At 42.0% G+C, this 23,992-nt stretch carries 22 protein-coding genes and 1 other annotated feature (1 of these 23 only partly in view); of the genes, 1 reads left to right on the top strand and 21 read right to left on the bottom strand.

Annotated elements, in window-relative coordinates; genetic code table 11:
- Nucleotides 1-108: a binding site (T-box leader), on the bottom strand; it reaches 141 nt to the left of the window's first position.
- A 43-nt stretch (nucleotides 109-151) separates the two neighbouring features.
- From ytxC to CKW02_RS13370, 18 genes are all read right to left on the bottom strand, one after another.
- On the bottom strand, nucleotides 152-1,021 hold the full coding sequence (gene ytxC / locus CKW02_RS13285) for a putative sporulation protein YtxC (protein WP_003216517.1): 870 nt from the start codon (nucleotides 1,019-1,021) through the stop codon (nucleotides 152-154).
- Nucleotides 1,022-1,081: 60 nt separating this feature from the next.
- The gene (locus tag CKW02_RS13290) at nucleotides 1,082-1,720 is read right to left on the bottom strand and encodes a TVP38/TMEM64 family protein (RefSeq protein ID WP_003216366.1); all 639 of its coding nucleotides are present in this window, start codon (nucleotides 1,718-1,720) and stop codon (nucleotides 1,082-1,084) included.
- Nucleotides 1,721-1,753: 33 nt separating this feature from the next.
- Nucleotides 1,754-2,683: a primosomal protein DnaI gene (gene dnaI / locus CKW02_RS13295; protein ID WP_034620615.1), complete on the bottom strand. Its 930-nt coding sequence runs from the start codon at nucleotides 2,681-2,683 to the stop codon at nucleotides 1,754-1,756.
- Between the two features lie 17 nt (nucleotides 2,684-2,700).
- Entirely contained in the window at nucleotides 2,701-4,125 is a 1,425-nt protein-coding gene (gene dnaB, locus CKW02_RS13300; RefSeq protein ID WP_003216778.1) for a replicative helicase loading/DNA remodeling protein DnaB, read from the bottom strand.
- 102 nt (nucleotides 4,126-4,227) lie between these two features.
- Nucleotides 4,228-4,686 (bottom strand): transcriptional regulator NrdR, encoded by a 459-nt coding sequence (gene nrdR / locus CKW02_RS13305; protein ID WP_003216720.1) that lies wholly within the window; start codon nucleotides 4,684-4,686, stop codon nucleotides 4,228-4,230.
- A gap of 4 nt (nucleotides 4,687-4,690) precedes the next feature.
- Nucleotides 4,691-5,077 carry a hypothetical protein gene (locus CKW02_RS13310; protein WP_003216254.1) on the bottom strand — a complete coding sequence of 129 codons (387 nt, stop codon included), beginning with the start codon at nucleotides 5,075-5,077 and terminating at the stop codon, nucleotides 4,691-4,693.
- A 186-nt stretch (nucleotides 5,078-5,263) separates the two neighbouring features.
- The gene (gene speD, locus CKW02_RS13315; RefSeq protein WP_003216492.1) at nucleotides 5,264-5,644 is read right to left on the bottom strand and encodes an adenosylmethionine decarboxylase; all 381 of its coding nucleotides are present in this window, start codon (nucleotides 5,642-5,644) and stop codon (nucleotides 5,264-5,266) included.
- A 234-nt stretch (nucleotides 5,645-5,878) separates the two neighbouring features.
- A complete protein-coding gene (locus CKW02_RS13320; protein ID WP_003216683.1) occupies nucleotides 5,879-6,901 on the bottom strand; it encodes a glyceraldehyde-3-phosphate dehydrogenase in 1,023 nt (340 codons plus the stop codon).
- Between the two features lie 170 nt (nucleotides 6,902-7,071).
- Nucleotides 7,072-7,677, bottom strand: coding sequence for a dephospho-CoA kinase (coaE, locus tag CKW02_RS13325; protein ID WP_003216794.1), 606 nt, complete (start codon nucleotides 7,675-7,677; stop codon nucleotides 7,072-7,074).
- Nucleotides 7,678-7,691: 14 nt separating this feature from the next.
- Nucleotides 7,692-8,324, bottom strand: a complete 633-nt coding sequence (gene ytaF, locus CKW02_RS13330; RefSeq protein WP_003216274.1) for a sporulation membrane protein YtaF — start codon at nucleotides 8,322-8,324, stop codon at nucleotides 7,692-7,694.
- Nucleotides 8,325-8,498: 174 nt separating this feature from the next.
- Complete coding sequence (gene mutM / locus CKW02_RS13335; protein ID WP_003216358.1) at nucleotides 8,499-9,332, bottom strand: DNA-formamidopyrimidine glycosylase; 834 nt, start codon at nucleotides 9,330-9,332, stop codon at nucleotides 8,499-8,501.
- A 30-nt stretch (nucleotides 9,333-9,362) separates the two neighbouring features.
- A complete protein-coding gene (gene polA, locus CKW02_RS13340; protein WP_003216843.1) occupies nucleotides 9,363-12,002 on the bottom strand; it encodes a DNA polymerase I in 2,640 nt (879 codons plus the stop codon).
- A gap of 254 nt (nucleotides 12,003-12,256) precedes the next feature.
- Nucleotides 12,257-13,999 carry a two-component system histidine kinase PnpS gene (gene pnpS, locus CKW02_RS13345; RefSeq protein WP_003216485.1) on the bottom strand — a complete coding sequence of 581 codons (1,743 nt, stop codon included), beginning with the start codon at nucleotides 13,997-13,999 and terminating at the stop codon, nucleotides 12,257-12,259.
- Nucleotides 13,992-14,720, bottom strand: a complete 729-nt coding sequence (locus CKW02_RS13350) for a response regulator transcription factor (RefSeq protein WP_003216596.1) — start codon at nucleotides 14,718-14,720, stop codon at nucleotides 13,992-13,994. The genes pnpS and CKW02_RS13350 overlap by 8 nt, the downstream gene beginning before the upstream one ends.
- 186 nt (nucleotides 14,721-14,906) lie before the next feature.
- Nucleotides 14,907-15,845, bottom strand: coding sequence for a malate dehydrogenase (gene mdh, locus CKW02_RS13355; protein ID WP_003216833.1), 939 nt, complete (start codon nucleotides 15,843-15,845; stop codon nucleotides 14,907-14,909).
- A gap of 34 nt (nucleotides 15,846-15,879) precedes the next feature.
- A complete protein-coding gene (gene icd / locus CKW02_RS13360) occupies nucleotides 15,880-17,151 on the bottom strand; it encodes an NADP-dependent isocitrate dehydrogenase (protein WP_003216780.1) in 1,272 nt (423 codons plus the stop codon).
- A 149-nt stretch (nucleotides 17,152-17,300) separates the two neighbouring features.
- Nucleotides 17,301-18,419 carry a citrate synthase gene (gene citZ, locus CKW02_RS13365; RefSeq protein WP_008346063.1) on the bottom strand — a complete coding sequence of 373 codons (1,119 nt, stop codon included), beginning with the start codon at nucleotides 18,417-18,419 and terminating at the stop codon, nucleotides 17,301-17,303.
- Between the two features lie 375 nt (nucleotides 18,420-18,794).
- A complete protein-coding gene (locus tag CKW02_RS13370) occupies nucleotides 18,795-19,259 on the bottom strand; it encodes a DUF441 domain-containing protein (RefSeq protein ID WP_003216450.1) in 465 nt (154 codons plus the stop codon).
- Between the two features lie 100 nt (nucleotides 19,260-19,359).
- Here CKW02_RS13370 and ytvI point away from each other — a divergent pair, with 100 nt between their 5' ends.
- Nucleotides 19,360-20,478, top strand: coding sequence for a sporulation integral membrane protein YtvI (gene ytvI, locus CKW02_RS13375; protein ID WP_003216550.1), 1,119 nt, complete (start codon nucleotides 19,360-19,362; stop codon nucleotides 20,476-20,478).
- A gap of 25 nt (nucleotides 20,479-20,503) precedes the next feature.
- Here the strand turns inward: ytvI and CKW02_RS13380 are convergent, their stop codons facing one another.
- From CKW02_RS13380 to pfkA, 3 genes are all read right to left on the bottom strand, one after another.
- Entirely contained in the window at nucleotides 20,504-20,893 is a 390-nt protein-coding gene (locus CKW02_RS13380) for an FxsA family protein (RefSeq protein WP_003216718.1), read from the bottom strand.
- A gap of 104 nt (nucleotides 20,894-20,997) precedes the next feature.
- Nucleotides 20,998-22,758, bottom strand: a complete 1,761-nt coding sequence (gene pyk / locus CKW02_RS13385) for a pyruvate kinase (RefSeq protein ID WP_003216573.1) — start codon at nucleotides 22,756-22,758, stop codon at nucleotides 20,998-21,000.
- Nucleotides 22,759-22,785: 27 nt separating this feature from the next.
- Nucleotides 22,786-23,745, bottom strand: a complete 960-nt coding sequence (pfkA, locus tag CKW02_RS13390) for a 6-phosphofructokinase (RefSeq protein WP_012010865.1) — start codon at nucleotides 23,743-23,745, stop codon at nucleotides 22,786-22,788.
- Nucleotides 23,746-23,992: the final 247 nt, after the last annotated feature.

The following is a 23,992-nucleotide window of genomic DNA, read 5'->3' on the forward strand; positions in this document are numbered from 1 at the left end:
TGTTCAAAGGTGGTAAAGCAAATGGTCCTCTGCTAGGAAGCTTTCAGCCGCGGCTTCCCTCTCTTTAAGCGGGTGTTCATTTGTTCATGTCCTTATCAATACGGTCTTTGTATGAAGTTACACCGTATTATAAAACGTTTTTTCGTGAAAATCAAGAAAGCTTTTCACTTTTCTGTTCCAAATGGTCATGGACAAATTGAACATTGTGTTCTTGAAATGAATGAGCCGGGAATACCTCGACCCTTTCTTGAAAAATATTTTGAATGGTCTGTACCATCGAGTGACCTGTATCATTTGTAAACAGGTCAATCTTTTTGGGCGCTATGGATACGAGTGGTGCAATCAGCTGCGAATCAATATACATTGGATGCTCTCTTACAAACTGTCTGTCTATGTATTGTTTTTGATCACGCTCAGAAGCGTACCGAAATTCCCAAATCATCAGGCGATCCTGATGCACAACATGTACTTTTTCGAGCTTCGGTTCTTTTGCCATCACATAGTCTCGAAGCGATTGAATGAAGTTTTGATATTCTTGTTCCATTTTGTATTCTTCAATGGAGACTTCAACATAGTTCTTCAGCCTCCTGTCATACTCTGACAGTCTGAATGTCATAAATGAACCAATTGAAAAAATACCTTGCTGTAAAGAAATCGTCTCGAGCTCCTTTGTTAACAGGGCTTCTCTTGACGGTTCTTGATGAATGCCGGGAATATCATCTAAATCCCCGTTCATGATGCTGTGGGCAATTGAAAGAATTTGGTGCTGCTCTTCAGGATCTTTAAATAAATACGTGTTTTCAAGAATGCTGCGCATGCGCTCATTTTCTTTGCATTCCAAAAAAAAGTGAACCAGTAATGGCCGCACAATGGACTCAAGTCCTTCCTTTGATTCCTTCACCTCTATGAGAAGCCGGTCTTTCCCTTGTTGAATTGACATGTGATGCCGACTGTCCAAGTGTTCAGCAAGATGTAAAAAAGCGGCGGTATCATATTCATCTTCAAAGATTATTTCAAGCATGTTTGTCCCCCCTAACGACATCTGTTACATATATATGGGGAGAACATAAAAAATAGACGCCTAAAATAAATCAGGCATCTTTCTTTTTAAAATGAGCGGAACTGAGATAAAGATTAGATAAATCAAACAAACGATTGCTAAAGCGGCATAATTGCCGCTGACAAAGCTTGAGCCAAGGACATTTAATGCAACTGTACCCGGTATTAAGCCTAAAAAGGTAGCTGCCGTAAATGCACGATAATTTGCACGTGAAGCTGCTGCCGCATAGCTGACAAAGTCAAAATGGATTGGGGCAATTCGCAATAACAAAATGTAAAGAAACCCATGCTCCTGAATGCGGGACGTCACCGCTTTCAGCTTCCGGCTGCTTGATTGTGTTTCCTTCTTTTTTGCACGAAAGGTTGTGGCAAGCAGGAAGGAGCATGTTGCTCCGGCGGTAGCACCAACGAGGGCATAAATCGTCCCAAGAACACTGCCAAATGCCAAACCTGCTGCCAGCGAAAAAACCGTAATAGGGACGAGAACAAACGGGCGAAAAAGAGATAAGAAAAGAAAAACAAAGGGTGCCAGCATCCCAAATTGAAGCACCCAATTTTTCACATCTTTTGGCGCCAGCTGAAGATGCTGTTTGTTCAGCCACCAAAGTAAAACAGCGAGACCTGCAATCACGAGAAAAAGCAGCCATTTTCTTTTGTTCATTTCATTTGCTCCTCCTTCAGGTGATAGACGCTTTTATAAATGACGGCGGTTTTCTCCTTCGAGCAAGACTGCCTCTGCTAAATAGAGAATCCGTTCCATTAAACGAGCGGCTTTGACCTCTTCTTTTTCCCCGCGCTGTGAGTACGTAAAGTGATGCTTCAGTTCACTTGGTGAGAAATTAGAAGAGAAGAAAGTCGGCAGCTGCTCTGCCATACGGTATTGTAAAATCGTTCCGAGTAGTTCATCTCGAACCCAGCTTGTCATCGACTCTGCCCCAATATCATCAAGCATTAAAATAGGGGTGGATTTGACCATGTTCAGTTTTGATTCTAGTGTATGATCGGCTAACGAATTTTTTAGCTCTCTCACAAATTCAGGCACGTACACAAGGAGAGATGGGTATTCCTTCTCCGCTAACTGCTGCGCAATGGCTGCCAGAATATACGTTTTTCCTACTCCAAACTTTCCGTGTAAATATAAGCCCTTCCCTTTGCCCGTCTCATCATAGCTTTGCAGGAATTGCCCTACTTTTTGAATGACTTCCTGTCTTCCCACAACGTTCAAATCAGCGAACGTCGCTTGAAGAACATTTTGCGGAATGTACATGCTTTTCATGAGCTCTTGCTGTTTTTTCTGTCTGTCGAGCCGCAGCTTGACTGGACAAGGGGAATATTCAATATCAATACTCTGACCTTTGATCACAAGCTTCGGGTGATAACCGTCTAAAATCGCATTGACGTTCTCTTCATCTAAGCAATATGAACAGCCCTTCGACTGCTGCACATATTCAAAAAGCCGGTTCAAGCTGCGATTGATCATGTCTTCGTGTATGTCTTCTTGGTGCTCCTGTAAAAAGGCTTTTACATCTTCATCAGATAACACACTCTCTTTAATCTGATTGTATCTCACACGAAAATCTACGCGCCCTTTTAGCTGTTCAAATGAACGACCGATCGGTTTCATCCTCATCTCACCTCATCTTAATGTGCATTGTACTTTTTCATATTTTTAAACTGATCTAACAGTTTTTCTTTTTCTCGTTCGAGGTCTTCTGTCGACAGGCTGTCTGTTTGTTCTTTTGCTGGCTGTTCTTTCGTTTCGGTTTCTTTCATCCAGTCAGGAAGCTTCTCTTCACGGACAACTTTCCCTGATCCGTATGTGCTACGCTGCTTTTTCTGCTGCGCCCACTCTGTCATTTGCCTGTTCTCTTCTTTGGCCATTTTCATGGCCGCCGCTACGGTTTTAATTTTCTTTCTCACCCAATGAGCGGCGATTTTTTGCATATATGTTTTCGACAGCTTCATATCTGTTTTCAATAATGTATAGTAGATCAAAACGTTCATGACACCTGGCTCTAGCTGTTGCTCAAGCATAATATCTTCGACAATTCTTAAGTCGGCATATGTTGGCTCAATGCCGTCAGCCATATCTTTTAGCAGCTCCCTAGGCGAAATATGATCAAGCTTTTCAATCAATTTGGCATCCGTCGTATCTGCCACTGGCGCTTTTGAAGCATCTTGACGCAAGTGTCTCGGCTGTTTTTGATCAATGAGTTTTGGCTGCTCGCCTCTGTATTCAATTTGGTACCAGTCTCTTGCCGCTTTTCTCAGCTCTTCTGTTGAGATCATTTGATCCGAACCACAGGCGCCTGCTACAATATTTTGCATTTGAAGCGGGGTGATGCCGTATACAACGGCTAACTTCTTAATGGTTTCTTTCACCTGCTTTGTCAAAGCCTTTCTTGGAATCATCATATCAGACATGCCTGCTAACAATAAATCGAAATCAAAGGATTCGTCTGAGAGAGGAGCCGGCTGACTCGATCCAACGGTCACATATTCATAGCCCTGATCAAGTGATGACGCCTGATTGATTTCTTCTGTCATCCTGCGTTCACCTGGCTGCAATACGTGAAAAACTTCTTCAAACGACCGCGAGATGTTCTTTGCCTCTGCCGGAACACCGGGATATGAGAAATAATCACGAAGCTGCATATATTTCGCTTTCTCTACACGATGGTACAGCAGAACATTCAGCATACCATCTTGGAAAAACTCATCTGGTCTTAACGGCGGCACAAGCTCATATGTAAACAGTCTGCCTTCTTCCGTTTCCTGTTCATATGTGCGGAGTAATCCAATCGCTTCAAGCTTTAAACGTTCCTCAAAAATATCATTCAAATTCGTTTGCAGCATGACCATGAGCTGCCGATGAGGTGCGGGTTTGCCCCACATACGATTTTGTTCCAGCTCTCCCCACAGCGTCATATATAAGCTGAAAGCGGACATGCCTATAAGCGGCTGATATAAAAGAGTGATGAGCTGTCTATCGATGTCACCGAGCAATGAAGCGCTTTTGACGACATACGGATCGACGGCTAGCACTTCCTTCCAATGCTCTGTCATATGCTGATCCTCCCCATGAATTGCAATTGTTTCTATTGTACACCCTTTTTGCGTTTTACGCTTTACGCAGGAAAAAGAGCATGAAGTATCTTCAGCTCTTTTTTAGCGTTCTTTCTTTAATAAATCTTTTAATTCATCAATAAAGACGTTGATATCTTTAAACTGCCGGTAAACGGAGGCAAACCTGACGTAAGACACTTCATCAATTTTTGCCAGCTCGTCCATCACCATTTCACCTACAAGCTCACTTTTCACTTCTGACATACCTTGATTACGCAGTTCTTTTTCAATATTAAAGCAGACATCCTCCAGCTGCTTTAAAGCAACAGGTCGCTTTTCACATGCTTTAATGAGTCCTCTCAGCATCTTTTCGCGGCTGAATTCTTCTCGAATTCCTTCTTTTTTCACCACAATCAGTGGTAATTCTTCTAATTTCTCAAACGTCGTAAAGCGATATTGGCAGCTTTCGCACTCTCTTCTACGACGGATGGATTTCCCTTCATCTACTGGTCTTGAATCAAGCACCCTTGTGCCAAGGTGCTGACATGTGGGACATTTCATTTCATCAGCTCCGATCTATTCTTGGAAGTTGTTTGTCTAGTTCATCATAAAGGGAAAAAACCGTTTTCTCACTATAGCCAAAATCTGTTGGCAAGGCTGTTTCTGTTGTCACATTAAAATCGACAGCTGTTTCAAAAGGACGAATTGAAATGACAGTCGCTACGAGAAAGGCTTTTTTCGGCATACTGATGTTTGCGCTGATTTCACCTCGTTCTGCTGAAACAGATGTCACTTGATAGGAAGCGTGCCCAGAAAGCATGGCTTCCACCGCTTGAAAAACTTGCGCATTCGTCGATTTGTAGTAATGGCTTTTCAGTTCTGACACTGGATGCTCGTCAGATGTTTCTGTATGGTTTGACATGAACCGTTTGAACTTTTGTCCTAAAATCATCTACGTATCCCCTTTGCCATAATGCCTCTTCTTTATTTTATAAAAAAAACCTTTGTTTTCCTAGAACAAAAGTATAGGCAAGTTGGGGAATGTTGGATTTTCTCTATCAAACAAATATAAAAAGGAGCATAACACAAAGGCATTTCAATGCTTTTGGCCAGCTCCCATTGCGATCTTTTTTTATGTTTACAGTGCTTTGGCTTGCGCCTGTTTCACTTGTACAGGTCCCATGCCTCGAGGAATTTCAATGTTTTCTCTTGTTTCAGCACCTAATTCATCTCCGATATGATCTGCTGCGATATTCGGATCTAGGTCGCCGCAAGTATAAACATCTATGCTCGCATAACCATGTTCAGGAAAGCTGTGAATTGTCAGATGAGATTCAGAAATAATGACAACTCCACTTACTCCTTGAGGTGCAAATTTGTGAAAAGCAACCTCTCTTACTTCAGCTCCTGATTTCAAAGCTGCATTTACAAACGTTTTTTCAATAAAATCCATGTCGTTCAGTTTATCACAGTCGCATCCCCATAGCTCGGAGATAACGTGACGTCCGATTGTTTCCATCATGGACCCCCCTTAAACAAGAATGAAAGAGTGAAGTTCTAAGCAGCCGGACCGGACATATACCACGGGGGAAAGTTAGTCCAAAGAGGTCCTAACCCTTTAAGTATACCCGAATGAGTCTGCGAACAAGAAGTTCACGAAAAATAGTATACTTTGTTTAGACCCATTTTGCAAGCTGTGTTTTCAATGGGATTTTCTCTCATTCCTTGAAAAGGGACGTTCGTCTTCTTCATTTCAAACAGCAGAAAGCTCTTTCATCTGCGATCCGACAAACTTCACAAGATCCACCACTCTGCATGAATAACCCCATTCATTGTCATACCATGCAAGAACTTTTACTTTTCTATCCCCCATCACCATCGTTGTCAGTCCATCTACGACAGCTGAATAAGGGTTCGTATTAAAGTCTGTAGAAACAAGCGGCTCATCCGTGTAATCTAAAATACCGGAAAGAGAAGTTTTTGATGCATTTGAGAAGGCTGCATTGACTTCTTCTGCTGTGACATCTTTTTTCAAGTCGACAACAAGATCAACCATCGATACATTGGAAACTGGCACGCGAAGTGCAAGTCCATGCAATTTCCCTTTCATGTGCGGCAGCACTAAAGAAAGCGCTTTAGCGGCGCCCGTCGTCGTTGGAATAATGGACTGGGCACATGCTCTTGCCCGGCGCAAATCCTTATGCGGATTATCGATATTTTTTTGATCATTTGTATACGCATGAACCGTTGTCATTAAACCGTTGTCGATGCCAAATTCATCATCTAACAATTTGACAACTGGTGCTAAACAGTTTGTTGTACAAGATGCGTTTGAAATAACGACGTGCTTTTCAGGATCAAGATCATCCTCATTGACACCCATCACAATTGTAATGTCTTCATTTTTACCTGGAGCTGTAAGTACGACCTTTTTCGCTCCGGCATCTATATGGCCCATCGCTTGATCTTTTGAATTAAATTTTCCGGTTGCTTCTATGACGATATCAATCCCAAGCTCTCCCCACGGAAGCTGCTTTGGGTCTCTGTTATTGAGCAAAAGCACTCTTTTCCCATTTACAATCAGTGCGTCATCTTCTGCTGTCACATCGCATTCGTAACGTCCATGATTTGTATCATATTTAATTAAATGTGCTAGCGTTTCGGCAGGATAGCTTGCGTTCACCGCTACAATTTGAATTTGATCATCAAGCATTGCTTTTCTGAAGACCATGCGTCCAATTCTGCCAAACCCATTGATCGCTGCTTTTACCTTCATGAACAGGTCACTCCTCTATTATGTGTTATACTCAATAAATTTATTTATGAAATTAGTATATCACATTAGATTGTAATTGCCAGTATATAAACGTATATTTTCTAAAAAGGGCTGTTCTTTTCATGAGAAATATAAAAAGCATAAAAAAAGAAGAGTACGTGTATGTACTCTTACTTATCAGTATGTTCCCATTCATTTAATATGTTCTGCAATTGCTTTCTAATAAAAGCAAGATCTTGTGTATTTTCTATCACCCGGTCTGCTTTCTTACATTTTTCCTCAAGAGGCTGCTGAGAGTGAATCCGATTCAGCGCTTCTTCCGCGCTAAGGTCGTTTCGATTTATGAGTCGTGATAGCTGTAATTCTGGTGTTGTATACACCACAATAATGCGGTCGACGAGACTTTCCAGCTGACTCTCAAATAAAAGCGGGATATCCAGGACAACGAATGTTTCTCGGCTGTCGATTCCTTCATCTCGCTGCCTGAGCATTTCCTTTCGCACTTCTGGGTGAACGATCGCATTTAGCTGCTTTCTTTTCTCTTCATTAGAAAAAATAATGGCTCCCAGCTGCTGCCGGTCTAGCTCTCCATTTGGCAGGAGGACACCCTCACCAAAGGTTTGAACGATATGATGAAGGGCGGGTGTTCCTTTGGCGACCGCTTCTTTTGCAATCACATCTGCGTCCACAACCCGGATGCCCTGCTCTTTTATCATCTGCGAGACTGTGCTTTTTCCGCTAGCAATCCCGCCGGTTAATCCAATGACAAGCGTCAATTGATTTCCTCCTTTTACAGCTTCCAAACCCCAATTAATATGAGCAGAAGCCCTGGTAAGCATGCGAGTTTATCGATCCAGCGCCAATTTGCCAAGTAATGACCGGCACGCAGACCGATACATACAAAAAGTGAGCTCATCACTGCGACCGTGATACTCATGACAATTGGAGAAAAGCCTAGTATCGCTGCGCCAATCCCTGCGCCAAATGCATCAATGGATAAAGCAATTCCAAGAAGTACCGCTTCTATTCCATTAATCGTCCCAGATCGGTCAATATCTGCACTTGTTGGCTTTCTTAAAATGTGAATGACAAGCCCAAGCGATTGGACTTCCACATTAAGCAATGTCTTTTCATGAAGAAGCAAATCACGCTCTTTCGCTGGTTTGTAAAATTGATACAGGACCCAAAGACCAATGGCAATTAAGATGCCTCCCCCCAGTTTATCGGTCACTGAGACAGGGAGAAATGTCGTCAGCAAGCTGCCAATCAGCATAGAAATGAGCAGCACAATCCCTGAGCAGCATGCAATAATGACGATGGCTTTAAATGGGATCCTCATTTTGCGAAGACCATACGTAAAGCCTACAGAAAAGCTGTCGATGCTGACTGCAATAGCTAAAAACAGGAGCGAAATCGAAATCATACCTGAACTCTTCCTTTCTGTTCATGCAACGATGATCAAGAGTCTCTAGGCGTTCTTAGACTCTTCTTCACTATATGAAGAGCAGGTGGGCTGTGTGTCAGTCTACACCTTGCTGAAAAATGAATGTTTTTTATCGTATGCATAGCAAAAAGGAAGCATGCTCATGGCTAAGCTTTATTGAGGACGTTTTTGGCAGGTCACACAAAAGTGTGTACCGCGCCCTCCGACTACTGTTTTCTCAATGATGCTTCCGCATGTTTGGCAAGGCTCTCCCCGCCGGTCATATACAAGAAGCTGCAATTGAAATGTGCCAATATCTCCTTGTGAGTTGATATAAGAACGAATTGTACTTCCTCCCGCATCTACCGCCACCTGAAGCGTATCGATGATCTGTTTGTGAAGCACTTTGCAAGATTCCAGGCTGAGCTGATTCGCTTTCGTTTCTGGATGAATCCCTGATTTAAACAGGACCTCATCTACGTAAATGTTACCAAGTCCTACGACAATCTTTTGATCAAGCAGTGCTGTTTTGACCACGCGAGTTGTTTTTTTCAATTGCTCCCATAAATACTCAGGAGTAAACTGTTCATCGAATGGTTCATATCCCAGCTGTGATAGCGGGAGTTCCCTTTCCTCTTCACCCGGCTGAAATAAATGCATAGTGCCAAATTTACGCACATCATGGTACCGAAGCTCCGTCCCATCTGTAAACGTAAAGACGACGTGTACGTGTTTATCATAAGGCTCATGCGCTTCATGTACACGATATTTCCCTTCCATCCTTAAATGGGAGACCATCACATAATGGTCTAAATGAAAGAGGAGGAACTTTCCTCTTCTTTCAATGGTTTGTATGGTTTCTCCAACCAATCTTCTTGCGAACTCTTCCGGCTCCCCAGGACGTTTGATGATGTTTGGCCATTTGATATCGACCGTTTCAATCGTCTTTCCTTCGACTAACCGCTTGAGAGTGCGCCGGACGGTTTCAACTTCTGGTAATTCCGGCATGCTCCTCGCTCCTTTTTCTCTCTCTATTATTTATTTCGCATCGTACCAAGATGGACCTGAAGCAAAATCAACTTTTAGCGGCACATCAAGCTGAAGTGCATTTTCCATGACTTCAGGAACAATCTTTTCAAGAATGGCGATTTCTTCTTTCGGCGCTTCAAAGATCAATTCATCGTGCACCTGTAATAAAAGATTTGTCTGCAGGTTTTCTTCTTTGAGCCTTCGCGCCATATCAATCATCGCTTTTTTAATAATATCGGCTGCGCTGCCTTGGATCGGTGTGTTCATGGCTGTTCGTTCTGCAAAGCTTTTGATATTAAAATTTCGGCTTGTGATATCTGGGATATACCGTCTGCGTTTAAGAAGCGTCGTGACGTAGCCTTTTTGTTTCGCTTCCTGAACGATTTCTTCCATATAGGTTTTCACGCCTTTAAAGCTTGTTAAATAGCGCTCGATAAATGCGGCGGCTTCTTTTCTTGTGATCCCAAGGTTTTGAGAAAGTCCATAGTCGCTGATTCCGTATACAATACCGAAATTTACCGCCTTGGCTTGTCTTCTCATAGCGGAAGTCACTTCTTCTTCTGAGACATGGAACACATCCATCGCTGTTTTCGTGTGAATGTCCATGTCCCTCGTAAATGCTTCGATCAAATTCTCATCTTGTGAAATATGAGCGAGTACACGCAGCTCGATTTGTGAATAGTCAGCTGCAAACATGAGCCAGCCTTCTTTTGAAGGAACGAATGCTTGACGAATCTTCCGTCCTTCTTCTAAACGAATCGGGATGTTTTGAAGGTTTGGATCTGTTGAGCTTAATCTTCCTGTTTGGGTGAGTGCTTGATTAAATCTTGTATGCACTTTATGGGTATCCTTGCGCGTTACTTTCATTAACCCTTCTACATAGGTCGATTGCAGCTTTCCAATTTGTCTATAGTGCAGAATGGACCGAATGATTTCATGCTTATCTTCAAGCTTTTCGAGCACATCTGCAGACGTTGAATAGCCTGTTTTTGTCTTCTTGATAATCGGGAGACCTAATTTTTCAAAAAGGATGACACCAAGCTGTTTAGGAGAATTGATGTTAAACGTTTCTCCTGCTAAGCGGTGAATGGTTTCTTCATATTCTTTGAGCTTTTTCGTTAATTCTTCACCCATTTTCTCTAGGCGCTTTAGATCTACCTTTACTCCAAGAGATTCCATTTCGCCTAAGATGAGTGCTAGCGGCAGCTCTAAATCTTCATATAGTTCATGCTGATCATTTTTTTCTAATGCTTCTAATGTTAAATCATGCAAGGCTGAGATCGCCGCTGCTTTTCGTCCGAGATGTCCCTTCAGTTCATCTTCAGGTGGAATCGCCTGTTTTGCTCCTTTTCCGTATACTTTTTCATCAGAAAGAGCGATATTCAGACCATATTCCTTCGCTACACTTGCGACGTCTTCGTATGATTTCTGCGGGTTGACGACGTAGGAAGCGAGCAGAACATCATTGTCGACACCTTTTAGGTCGACATCATGCCATCTGAGAGCGACAACTGCTCTTTTTGAATCAAAGACCCATTTTTTCTTCGTTTCATCCTGTACCCATTCTTTAAATGCATCTGATTGAAGCGCATCTTCTTTCGTCATAAAGAACGCACCATTTTCATTATGGATCGCAAAACCGATCAAATCCGCTTCGTGATAATTATCTCCAAGCTGTTCTACCACAAGGGCTGCATGATCTGTCAGCATGTCGCCTCCTGCAGCTGTCATTTTTTTCACTTCTAATGCGTCTACTTCAACCTGTTCATCTGTTTCTGGTGCTTCTCCTAGACGCTCTAGCAGGGTTTGAAAGCCTAGTTCTTTATAAAGAGAGATCACTTGATCCATGTGTGGACCTTCGTAGGCAAGATCTTTGCTCGACACATCAATAGGTGCTTCTACGAGAATGGTCGCCAGCTCTTTACTCATGACTGCTTGTTCTTTATATTCTTCAAGCTTTTCTTTGAGCTTTTTCCCGTTCACTTCATCAATATGTTCAAGCAGGTTCTCAACTGTTTCAAACTGCTTTAACAATTTAATGGCTGTTTTTTCACCTACACCTGGGACGCCTGGGATATTATCTGAGGAATCTCCCATCAACCCTTTCATATCAATGATTTGATCTGGTCGCAGGCCATATTTCTCTTCAATATGAGCAGGTGTGTAGTATTCTACTTCTGTGATGCCTTTTTTCGTAATAGCCACTGTCGTATGATCTGTTGAGAGCTGGGTTAAGTCTTTATCTCCTGAGAAGATTTTGACTTCAAAGCCGTTTTTTTCTGCCTCGACAGCCAACGTACCGATAATATCATCTGCCTCATATTGAGGAAGCTCGTACCTTTTCACCTGATAGGCATCTAATAGTTCACGGATGAATGGCATTTGTTCTGATAGCTCTGGCGGGGTTTTTTGTCTTCCGCCTTTATATTCTTTAAATGTCTCGTGGCGGAAGGTTGTTTTTCCCGCATCAAATGCGACGAGCATATGGGTTGGCTTCTCGTCCTCCAGCATTTTCATTAAAATCATCGCAAAGCCATAAATAGCATTTGTATGTACGCCTTTATCATTTGATAATAGCGGCAAAGCAAAGAAGGCTCGATATGCGAGGCTGTTTCCATCCACTAACACTAATTTCTTTTTGTCTGTCATGTTTTAATCCTCCATCGGCTGAGCCATCTCAGCCGTCTCTTTCACACATTGTATCTTCATTTTATCAAAGTTTATTTTGAAAAGAAAATAGTCGAGCCTGCATAAAAAAGGGACGAAAACAACAAGTGTTTTCGTCCTTCCAAAATTGGCTCCTTGGATGAAGGGGTTCCTATTCATCCTATCAATGAATGTTTAACAAAACATGAATTCATTGTAAAGATCATGTAAATTTTAACGTGACTTTCCTTTTTTCTCTATGTCGATTTCAGGCTCACTGTAAAAGTCGTTCCTTTACCTTGTTTGCTGCGGACAGAAATTGTTCCTTCATGCGCTTCCACAAGGTGTTTGACAATGGCAAGGCCAAGACCTGTACCGCCTGAATTCCTGCTTCTATCTTTATCAATTCGATAAAATCTCTCAAATATTCTTGGAATCTCACTTTTCTTCATACCGATCCCTGTATCTGCTACATCAAATTCATAGGCACCTTTTCTCGGTCTTGCTGAGATGGTGACACTTCCTCCCTCTGGTGTATAGGTCAGGGCATTATTAACGAGATTGAGGAAGATTTGCTTTAACCTTAGCGGGTCTGCCATGACATAGACCGGTTCTTTCGGGACACGCACGTGTAATTGAATGCCTTTTTCTGTAGCCTTTTGTTTTAACAGCACTTGAATCTCTTGGATGATTTCTGTCGCATTGGCTTCTTGAATATTCAGCTTGAATTGCTGCTGCTCAATTTTAGAAAGATCAAGTAAGTCTTGAATCAATGTTTCTAGACGGACACTCTCTTTTAAAATGATAGAAAGGAATTCTGTCAGTGCTTCTTTGTCATCAATCGCGCCATCAAGAAGGGTTTCAGAAAATCCTTTAATCGACGTAATCGGTGTTTTTAACTCATGAGACACATTGGCGACAAAGTCTTTTCGCATCTGCTCCAGCTGCTTCGTTTCTGTCACGTCATGAAACACGAGGACAATTCCTTTCCATTCATCGTCTGTACTTAAAATGGGTACACCATCCACTTGGAAGTAGCGGCGTTCAATGTCAACGGCTAGACGTAAAAACTTCCGCACCTTCGTTTCTGTCATGAAAATTTCGTCAATTAATTCGATAATCTCTTCATGGGTAAACGCTTCATGATAAAGCTTGTGCATGTAAATGTGCTTTTGCACCTTAAACTGCTTGCGGAAGGTTCGATTGACGAGGTGAATATACCCCATCTTATCAATCAATATAATCCCCGCTCCAATATTTTCAATGACCGTTTGCAGCCGGTCTCTCTGCATTTCACCAGCACTTGTCATTTCTTGAAGACTTTCTGCCAAACGCTTCATGGAAGTATTCAGTTCACTTGTTTCAATCATCAGCTCTTCATAATTATTCGTATCATAGTTCCCGCGTTCTAGCTGTTTAGCTACCTTTGTCGCATAATCAATTGGTTTCACATATTTCATCGACATGCGGTACCCAAAGAAAACGATAATGATAATCGCCGAGCCAAGACAAAAGGCTAAGGCAAGCCAAAGCTGGCCGTCAATTTCATTTAAAGGCTCGTATGACGCATGGAGAAATAAATAACCCGCCGGTTCGTTTTGTTTTAAGACCGGGACAGCATAATGGAACAGCGCATCCTTCTCATCGTCAATAACGACCCCTTTTGTTTGGAGACGTTCATTGTTTAGTGTGTTTTGAATGACAGCCTTTTGTTCTGCTTGACCCGTTGTATGTATGATCTTCCCCTTTAAATCCACAATCGACGCATTCATGTCAAAATGCTGCTTTGCCTGATTGAGGATCTCTTTGTTTTGCTTCGCCTTTAAATCATCACCATTCATAGAAGACAGGAGAAAGCTCGATTCCTTTTCCATTCGTTCCGTTAATTTTGTTTCATAGAAAACATGGAACATGTGATCCAGGAAAAGACCAAGTGCCACAAACACAATAAAAAGGAGAAAAATGAGTCCCGAAAACAGACGGGTTCTAATTTTACTCATTTGACTTTGGCTCCTCCAATTTGTAGCCTAAGCCGCGAATCGTTTTAATGTATGTTGGTTTTTTCGTGTTCTTTTCAATTTTGTCCCGCAAGTGACTAATATGGACATCCACAATACGAGTGTCACCTGCAAAGTCATAATTCCAAACGGCACTTAGCAATAAATCACGCGTGAGGACACGTCCTTTATGCTTCGCCAAATAAAGCAGCAGTTCAAATTCTTTTGGCGTCAGCTCTAGACGTTCTTCCTGGAAATAGACTTCGTAGTGTTCTGGTAAAATACGCAGTTCACCAATTTTGATTTGATCTGCAATGATCTCATCCTTCTCCTCTTGCGTGGGGGTAGGCTGAGATTGCTGTGCTCTTCTCAAGATGGCTTTTACCCGAGCACCCACTTCTCTAGGACTGAATGGCTTTGTCATGTAATCATCGGCCCCAAGCTCAAGACCTAGCACCTTATCAAATTCATCGTCCTTTGCTGTCAGCATTAAAATAGGGAACATCATTTTTTGAATTCTCAGTTGTTTGCACACTTCAATGCCGTCCATCTTCGGAAGCATTAAATCTAATACAATGAGATCAGGCTGTTCACTTGCTGCTTTTTCAAGTGCTTCTTCCCCGTCTCTTGCTGTGACGACATCATAGCCCGCTCTTTCAAGGTTATAGCTTAGAAGTGTTACAATCGATTCTTCATCATCCACAACTAATATTTTTTTATTCATGTTGTGCCTCCAATTAGTGATTTCCCCTGCATCCGTTTTTTGTATCTTATGTGAAAAGCGAGAAGTCATGCTTTCTCTTTCATTTTAACGAAAGCTTAACAAGAGAACAATTTAAAATTTCGACAAGATTTGTTTTGTAAACAAAAAGAAGACTCCTCATCAGAGAAGCCTTCTTTTTTATTCATATTAAGACAATACTTTCATGACATTCTTAACAGATTCAACAGAACGGTCAAGCTGACTTCTTTCTTCTTCTGTCAGCTCAAGCTCGATGATCTGCTCAAGGCCGTTTCCACCTACGATTGTTGGTACACCTAGGTAAATGCCTTCGTAGCCATATTCACCTTCAAGGTAAGCAATCGTCGGCATGACGCGGCGCTGATCTTTAAGGATCGCCTCAACCATTTCGACTAGTGAAGCAGCAGGTGCATAATATGCACTACCGTTACCTAATAGGTTCACGATTTCGCCGCCGCCTTTTCTTGTTCTTTCAACAATTGCATCAATTCGCTCTTTAGGAATCAAAGTTTCAAGCGGGATACCGCCTGCATAAGAGTAACGAACAAGAGGAACCATGTCATCGCCATGTCCACCAAGCACAAAGCCCGTCACGTCTTTAACAGATAGGTTTAATTCTTGAGCAACGAACGTACGGAAACGTGCTGTATCAAGAATGCCCGATTGTCCAATGACTTTTTCTTTTGGTAATCCTGATTCTTTATAAACTGCATACGTCATTGCATCAACAGGGTTTGTTAATACAACAATGATTGTTTCTGGAGAATATTTAACGATTTCGCGTGTCACACTTCGCATGATTTTTTCATTTGTTGACACGAGATCGTCACGGCTCATTCCCGGCTTTCTTGCAATTCCCGCCGTAATGACCACGACATCAGAACCGGCTGTATCTTCGTAGTTAGAAGTTCCTGTAATGTTTGCATCGAAGCCTTGAACAGGACTTGCTTCCAGCATATCAAGTGCTTTCCCTTTTGTTGGGTTCTCAAGCTGCGGGATATCGACTAATACGACGTCCGCTAATTCTTTTTGAGCCGTTAGAAATGCTGTAGTTGCTCCAGTAAAGCCTGCTCCGATAACAGATACTTTTTTACGCTTGTTTGCCATTTCCTTTTTCCCCTTTAACTTTAAAGTTTAAGAATCAAGACAAGTTTTTGATGAGCTCGTCAGCAAACTCAGAACATTTCACTTCTGTTGCGCCATCCATTAATCTAGCAAAATCGTAAGTGACGACTTTTGATGCAATTGTATTTTCAACAGATTGAATCACTAGATCAGCTGCTTCCTGCCAGCCAAGGTGCTCAAGTAAAAGCACGCCTGATAGAAGAACAGAAGATGGGTTCACTTTATCAAGACCAGCATATTTTGGTGCTGTTCCGTGAGTCGCTTCAAAAATAGCGTGTCCTGTTTCGTAGTTGATGTTCGCACCTGGTGCGATACCAATTCCACCAACTTGTGCTGCAAGAGCATCAGAGATGTAATCTCCGTTTAAGTTCATTGTTGCCACAACATCGAACTCAGCTGGACGAGTTAGGATTTGTTGAAGGAAAATATCTGCAATGCTGTCTTTGACAATAATTTTGCCAGCAGCTTCTGCTTCACTTTGCGCTTTATTTGCCGCATCTTTTCCATCTTGTTCTACAATACGATCATATTGTGCCCATGTAAAGACCTTGTCGCCAAACTCTTTTTCAGCCACTTCGTAGCCCCAGTTTTTGAAGGCACCTTCTGTGAATTTCATGATGTTTCCTTTGTGAACAAGTGTCACAGACTTACGGCCTTGGTCGATTGCATATTGGATAGCCGCTCTGACAAGGCGAGAAGTTCCTTCTTCAGAAACTGGCTTGATTCCGATACCTGATGTTTCTGGGAATCGAATTTTGTTTACACCTAATTCGTTTTTCAAGAAGTCAATTAACTTCTTCACTTCGTCTGATCCTTGTGCATACTCGATACCAGCATAGATATCTTCTGTATTCTCACGGAAGATGACCATATCTGTGTCTTCTGGACGTTTCACAGGAGACGGTACGCCTTTGAACCAGCGAACTGGACGTAAGCATGTGAATAGATCAAGCTCTTGTCTAAGTGCCACGTTTAACGAACGGATTCCTCCGCCGATTGGTGTTGTGAGTGGTCCTTTGATTGCGATTAAGTATTCACGAATGTCTTCAAGTGTTTGCTCAGGAAGCCATTCTCCAGTTTTATTGTAAGCTTTCTCACCGGCATATACTTCTTTCCAAGTGATTTGCTTTTCACCTTTATATGCTTTTTCTACAGCGGCTTCAAGTACTCTTGATGCTGCTTTCCAAATGTCAGGACCGATTCCGTCCCCTTCAATAAACGGGATGATTGGATTATTTGGTACATTCAATACGCCGCCAGTAACTGTAATTTTTTCGCCTTGTGACAATGATATTACCTCCCAGGTTATGTAGTGAATATTTGAAACTTCTTGGCTTGATGTCTGCAAGCGAAGAAGTTTTTCACGTGATTCGTTTTTTGTTGATCTAGAGGCTGATTGGCCTTCGTGAGGATCAGCCCCCGCTTATTCTATAAACATTAGTCTCTTTCACTGATCGGAACAAACGTTTGAAGATCAGGTCCAATGTAGTCAGCTCTTGGACGGATGAGACGATTGTTGTCATACTGCTCTAAAATGTGAGCAATCCATCCAGAGAATCGGCTGATCACGAAAATTGGTGTAAACAAGTCATGATCAATCCCAAGACTGTGATATACAGATGCAGAATAAAAATCAACATTCGGTGGAAGATTTTTCTCTGATGTCACGATTTCCTCTGCGCGAACAGACATTTCATACCATTTCGGCTCGCCAGTCAGGTTTGTTAAACGCTGGCTCATTTCTTTTAGATGCTTTGCACGCGGGTCACCTTGACGGTATACGCGGTGGCCAAAGCCCATAATTTTTTCTTTCTTCTCTAGCTTACCATGAATATAGGAATCTACGTTTTCAACTTCGCCAATTTCTGAAAGCATCTTCATCACGCCTTCGTTGGCTCCGCCATGAAGTGGTCCTTTCAGCGCACCGATAGCCGCTGTTACACCAGAGTAGATATCTGATAGTGTAGCAACACATACACGCGCTGTAAATGTCGATGCGTTTAATTCATGATCCGCATGTAGAATGAGTGCCTTATCAATTGCCTCAATTTCTACTGGTGACGGCTCTTCGCCATTTAGCATATACAAGAAGTTCGCAGCATAGCTGTATTCTTCTTTTGGCTGTACAGGCTCAAGTCCCTTACGAATGCGTGAAAACGCAGCGACTAGTCCAGAAATTTTCGCCTGTAAGCGAATGGCTTTTCTGTAATTTGCTTCTTTGTCCATAATCTCTGATTCGTCATCAAGTAATCCTAGTAAGGATACCGCTGTACGAATCGCAGACATTGGATGAACCCCATCCAGCGAATACGATTTAAAGTGCTCAATGATTTCTTGCGGAATGTGAGCATTTTCGTTGAGCTGCTGTTTTAACTCACTCAGCTCTTGCTCATTCGGCAGCTTTAAGTGCCATAACAGGTAGACAATTTCTTCGAATGTAGCTTTTTCAGTTAAATCATCGATATTGTACCCTACATAAGTAAGAGTATCATCAATAATTGAGCTTACGGATGAAGTTGTTGCCACGATACCTTCAAGACCTCTTGTTGCTGTCATGTTCAATCTCCCCTTTTTAAAAAGATTCCCCTTCGTTGCAGAATTCTCGCTTTTTGAAAGCGCTATCCAATCCGAATAAGTCGGCACGTTCAGAAAAGAAAATGCTTACATTTACCTATACGGTTAGAGCGCTTTTAGCCTCATATCTCTTGTGTGATCAATGAGTTCAAAATTAAGCCTATTCCCATTATAAACAATAATCAGACATTTGTTAAATGTTTAACTATAATTTTTTTTGATATTTTTTTTTCCAGTCTTCCATATCAGGCATGGAATAAAGGGATTTTGCTTCTTTTATTATATTTAATTATGTTTTTTTGCAAAAGCTCACGCAAGAAAAAAATAAAAAAGAAAGTGGCATGAACCACTCTCTTTTCAACCGCTGAAAAATTTCACAGCCTGCATCGCCAAATAAGCAATTCCTGCTCCGATTAGCGGACCGACAGCTACACCTTTAAATAAGCTGACTGCCAAAATCGTCCCTAACACAAGCGCTGCCGTGATATGCGGATCATTTTCGAGTAGCACAATACCGTTTTTTGCGATTAATGCTACTAATATACCCGCTCCAAGTGCAATCCAAGCATAAGAGGATTTCATGGCTTCCCCGAGCTGCTTAAATCCAATGTCACCTGTTGCAATAGGAACAAGCACAGCAATTGTAATGACGGTGACCCCCCAATTGATGCCCTTCGACTGAAGAACTGGGAAAATTTTTTGATCCAAACCAATCAGCTTAATCCCAATGAGCACAGAAACCGCTAAAATTAATGAATTGTTTTTTGCAATAAGTGCAATAACGAGTAAAAGAACCAAAAATAAATTTGCTTGAGTAAACATACGCCGCCCCTTCCTTTCTTTTTATTGCGACCTTTTCATATTACTAATCTTTTTGAATAAAATGAAGTATCGGACATGCTTGTTTTTTGGAGGGGATTGTGTGAATCACACCTATATGGCCATTTTTCTACGAAGTTTGATGATGATCAGCATTGCTGTATTTGCGGTTGTCTTTTTATATCAGTCTTTTCCTTTTTTATATCCTTTTTGGATTGCACTTATTGTATCCTGCCTGATTCACCCTGCTGTATGCAAAATAGAAGAGATCACCGGAATGCCGAGAGGATTTGTTGTCGTCATTGTACTACTGCTCTTTTTAGTAGTAGCAGCCAGTTTCATCACACTCTTAGTAGCAGAAATCATTTCAGGAAGTGCTTATTTGGCAAAGGTTCTGCCTGGTCACCTTGATCGCATGATTGGGATTGTGGAACAGTTTTTTACAGATAAGATCCTGCCTTTGTACCATGATGTAACCGCCCAATTTAATACACTTCAAGCTGGTCAAAAGGAATCGATTTTGGGACAAATCCAAGCGCTAGGCGATGAAGCTGCCGCAAAAATAGGGACTTTTCTTTCAAAAACACTCGAGCTCATCCCAGCTTTTTTAGGTCTTTTGCCCGATGCAGCCGCAACCCTTTTGTTTTCTGCACTGGCGACTTTTTTTATCACGAAAGATTGGTTTACATTAAAAAAATATGGCTCTCGTATCTTTCCCGCAAAATGGATGCAGCATACACGAGCCATTTTATCTGAAATCAAAAAAGCCATTACCGGTTTTATGAAGGCGCAGCTTTTGCTTGTTGCGATGACCATCGGCCTTGTCATCATTGGACTGATCATCTTAAAAGTCGAGCACGCCCTTGTCATTGCTTTATGTATTGGGTTTGTCGATTTACTTCCTTATATCGGGAGCGGCACTGTTTTTCTGCCATGGATCATTTACTCTGCTATGACAGGAAACCTTTCACTCGCCATCGGGCTCGGCATTTTGTATATTGTCGTGCTCATTCAAAGACAAATATCAGAGCCAAAAGTCTTAAGCAAATCCATTGGGCTTAATCCTTTAGCCACGCTTGTGGCGCTATTTGTCGGGTTAAAATGGTTGGGTTTCCTCGGACTCGTCATTGGCCCTGCTTCCCTTGTCGTGTGGCAAGCATTTCGTAATGCAGGTGTTTTCAGGGATATCTATCAGTACATTCGGTACGGCATGCAAAAGTAAAAGAGACCTTCAGCTCAAGGTCTCTTTAGCGAATAATTGTATAGCGACTGCGATTAGACATGTTTCTAAGCCAGCGTTCAAAAAGCGGCTTGATTTGCTTTCTCGTCATCGGAATGAGCAGCAGCGCACCGATGATATCTGATAAGAAGCCGGGAATGAGTAGCAGCAGACCGCCGATTAGAATGCAAAAACCATCGACAATCGCTACCCCTGGCATTTTGCCATATTGTAAATCTCTTTGCACTTTTTGAAAAGCTTCGATTCCTTGTTTTCTTGCAAAATAAGCACCTAATGCACTCGTGAGTACGATCATCAGCATCGTTGGCAAAATGCCAATGATTTTACTTGATATTAAAAATAAACTGATTTCCACGGCAGGGAACAGGATCAATAATAGTAGCAAATATTTTTTCAAGCCATATCACCTCATGGGGTATCTTTCACCCGAAAGCTGTTTTACTTTTTTTAGTGTAACATAAAAAAAGAGAGGAGTCAGACAACTCCCCTCGTGTGTATCAATTAAAGGACGCTTGCACGGCCTTTGTAGATCGCTCCGCGTGCCGGATCTACTGTAATCTCTTCGCCTTCTTTTAGCAGTGTTGTTGCGCTGTCAAGACCTACAATCACTGGAATGCCAAGGCTAAGTCCAACGACTGCTGCATGGCTTGTTAGTCCGCCTTCTTCAGTGATCAGGGCAGATGCTTTTTCTAAAGCCCCCATCATATCACGGTCTGTACAGTTTGCAACAAGAATTGCACCATCGTACATTTTTTCCTCTGCTTCTTTTCCGCTTTGCGCAATGACAACCGGTCCAAATGCAGATTTACGGCCAATTCCTTGACCTTTCGCAATGATGTCACCGACAACATAAACTTTCATTAAGTTTGTTGTACCTGTTTCACCAACTGGCACACCAGCTGTAATAACGATTAAATCGCCATGTCTCACGTAGCCTGTTTCAATCGATTTCTCGACTGCATTCTCAAGCATTTCATCAGTAGACGTCGTTTTTGATCCGCTCTTTGCAAATACACCGAATACAAGAGATAGCTTTCTCGCAACTGATTCGTTTGCTGTAACTGCTACGATTGGTGCTTTTGGTCTATATTTTGAAATCATTCTCGCTGTATGACCGCTTTCCGTAGGTGTCACAATCGCTGCAACGTCAAGCTTCATCGCTGTATGTGCAACAGATTGACCGATGGCATCTGTAATGCTGACATCTACTTCTTCGCTTCTGCGAGAAAGAATGGCTTTATAGTTGAGTGCATCTTCTGAACGTGATGCAATGTTATGCATCGTTTGTACAGCTTCTACTGGATATGTTCCTGCTGCTGTTTCACCAGAAAGCATAATCGCATCTGTGCCATCAAAAATGGCATTTGCCACGTCACTTGCTTCCGCACGAGTTGGACGAGGATTACGCTGCATGCTATCAAGCATTTGGGTCGCTGTGATGACTGGTTTGCCTAAGCGATTGCATTTTTTGATCAGCATTTTTTGAACAAGCGGTACTTCTTCTGCCGGGATCTCTACACCAAGATCTCCACGTGCAACCATCAAACCGTCTGATACCTCAAGGATTTCATCGATGTTATCAACACCCTCTTGGTTTTCAATCTTAGGAATGATTTGAATGTCAGCCGCATTATTCTTTTCAAGAAGCTCACGAATTTCAAGAACATCAGAAGCTCGTCTCACAAAAGAAGCTGCGATGAAATCGACGCCTTGTTCAACTCCGAACAGAATATCATTGGCATCCTTTTCTGTAATACCTGGCAGGTTCACACTTACACCTGGTACGTTTACACCTTTTTTGTTTTTGAGCGTGCCTGTATTCATGACCTTTGTGACGATTTCTTTGCGGTCCATGTTAATTTCTTTCACTTCTAAACCAATAAGACCATCATCTAATAGAATCGTTGAGCCTACTTCTACATCATGAATTAACTCTTCATACGTCACACTAATTTTTTCCGTATTTCCAACAATGTCTTCCATACTTACGATAAGATCTGCACCAGCGACTAGCTCAATTGAGCCGTTTTCAACTGTACGTGTACGGATCTCTGGACCTTTTGTATCAAGAAGGATCGCAATGTCCTTGCCTAATGTTTTACCTGCTTTACGAATGTTTTCGATGCGTGCGCCATGCTCTTCAAAATCTCCATGAGAGAAGTTTAGTCTGGCTACATTCATTCCTGCTTCAATCAATTCAGTCAGCTTTTCAATAGTTTCACTTGCTGGACCGATTGTACAAACGATTTTTGTCTTTCTCATTACTGTTCCTCCTAAGGTCTTCTCGTTTTATATAGAGAGCTCTTGTGAAAGTCGGTACATATTTTGATCGACTGTATGTTTTTTATCTAAGATATCTAAAATATCGTGGTGAACGAGTTCGTTGCTTTGAATGCCCACACAGCGTCCGCCTTTTCCTTCAAGAAGAAGTTCTACTGCGTATGCTCCTAAACGGCTTGCGAGTACTCGGTCAAATGCGCTTGGAGAACCTCCGCGCTGAATATGTCCTAAGACAGATACACGGGTTTCAAGGCTTGTCTCCTCTTCAATCCGCTTACCAAATTCAACACCGCTGCCTACGCCTTCTGCGACGATGATGATACTGTGCTTCTTGCCGCGCTCGTGCCCTCTTCTTAATCTCGCGATAATTTCATCCATGTCATAGTCTGCTTCAGGAATCAAAATAGATTCGGCTCCGCCTGCAAGACCTGACCAAAGAGCAATATCACCAGCATGTCTTCCCATTACTTCCACTACGTATGTACGTTCATGAGATGTGGCTGTATCACGAATTTTATCAATGGCGTCAATGACTGTATTCAGTGCTGTATCAAAGCCAATAGTGAAATCAGTACCCGGGATATCGTTGTCGATTGTACCCGGGACACCTACACATGGAAAACCGAGCTCAGTTAATTTCTTCGCTCCCATGAATGAACCGTCTCCGCCAATCACAACAAGTCCTTCAATACCGAATTTTTTTAAGTTCTCAATGCCTTTTTCACGACCTTCAACTGTCTTGAATTCAGGGCATCTTGCCGTGTAAAGTTTTGTTCCTCCACGATGAATGATATCGCCAACTGAACCTATTTCAAGTTTCTCAATTTTACCGTTAATTAGACCTGAATATCCATTATAAATACCGTAAACTTCAACATTATGGTAAATCGCTTTCCTTACAACTGCGCGCACAGCTGCATTCATTCCTGGGGAATCCCCACCGCTCGTTAAAACTCCTATACGCTTCATCTTTTTCACCTCAGAGACCATATATGAATTAAACATACCATTTCCACTGCTTGAAAACAATCATGAGCAAAACCGGATGTTTTCAATACGTATTTCTAAAACCGTACTTATTATACAATTAAATAAACCGTTTTTAAACAAAAGTTAAGAAAGTCATGAAAGCAATTCTTTCAAAAGCGAGGAAGATCCAGCCTTCTAAAGCCCACCGTATCAGGATTTTCAGACGTTTCAAACTTTATGAAAACAA

Origin of the sequence: Bacillus pumilus, from assembly GCF_900186955.1 — a bacterium.
GTDB classification, from domain to species: Bacteria; Bacillota; Bacilli; order Bacillales; family Bacillaceae; genus Bacillus; species Bacillus pumilus.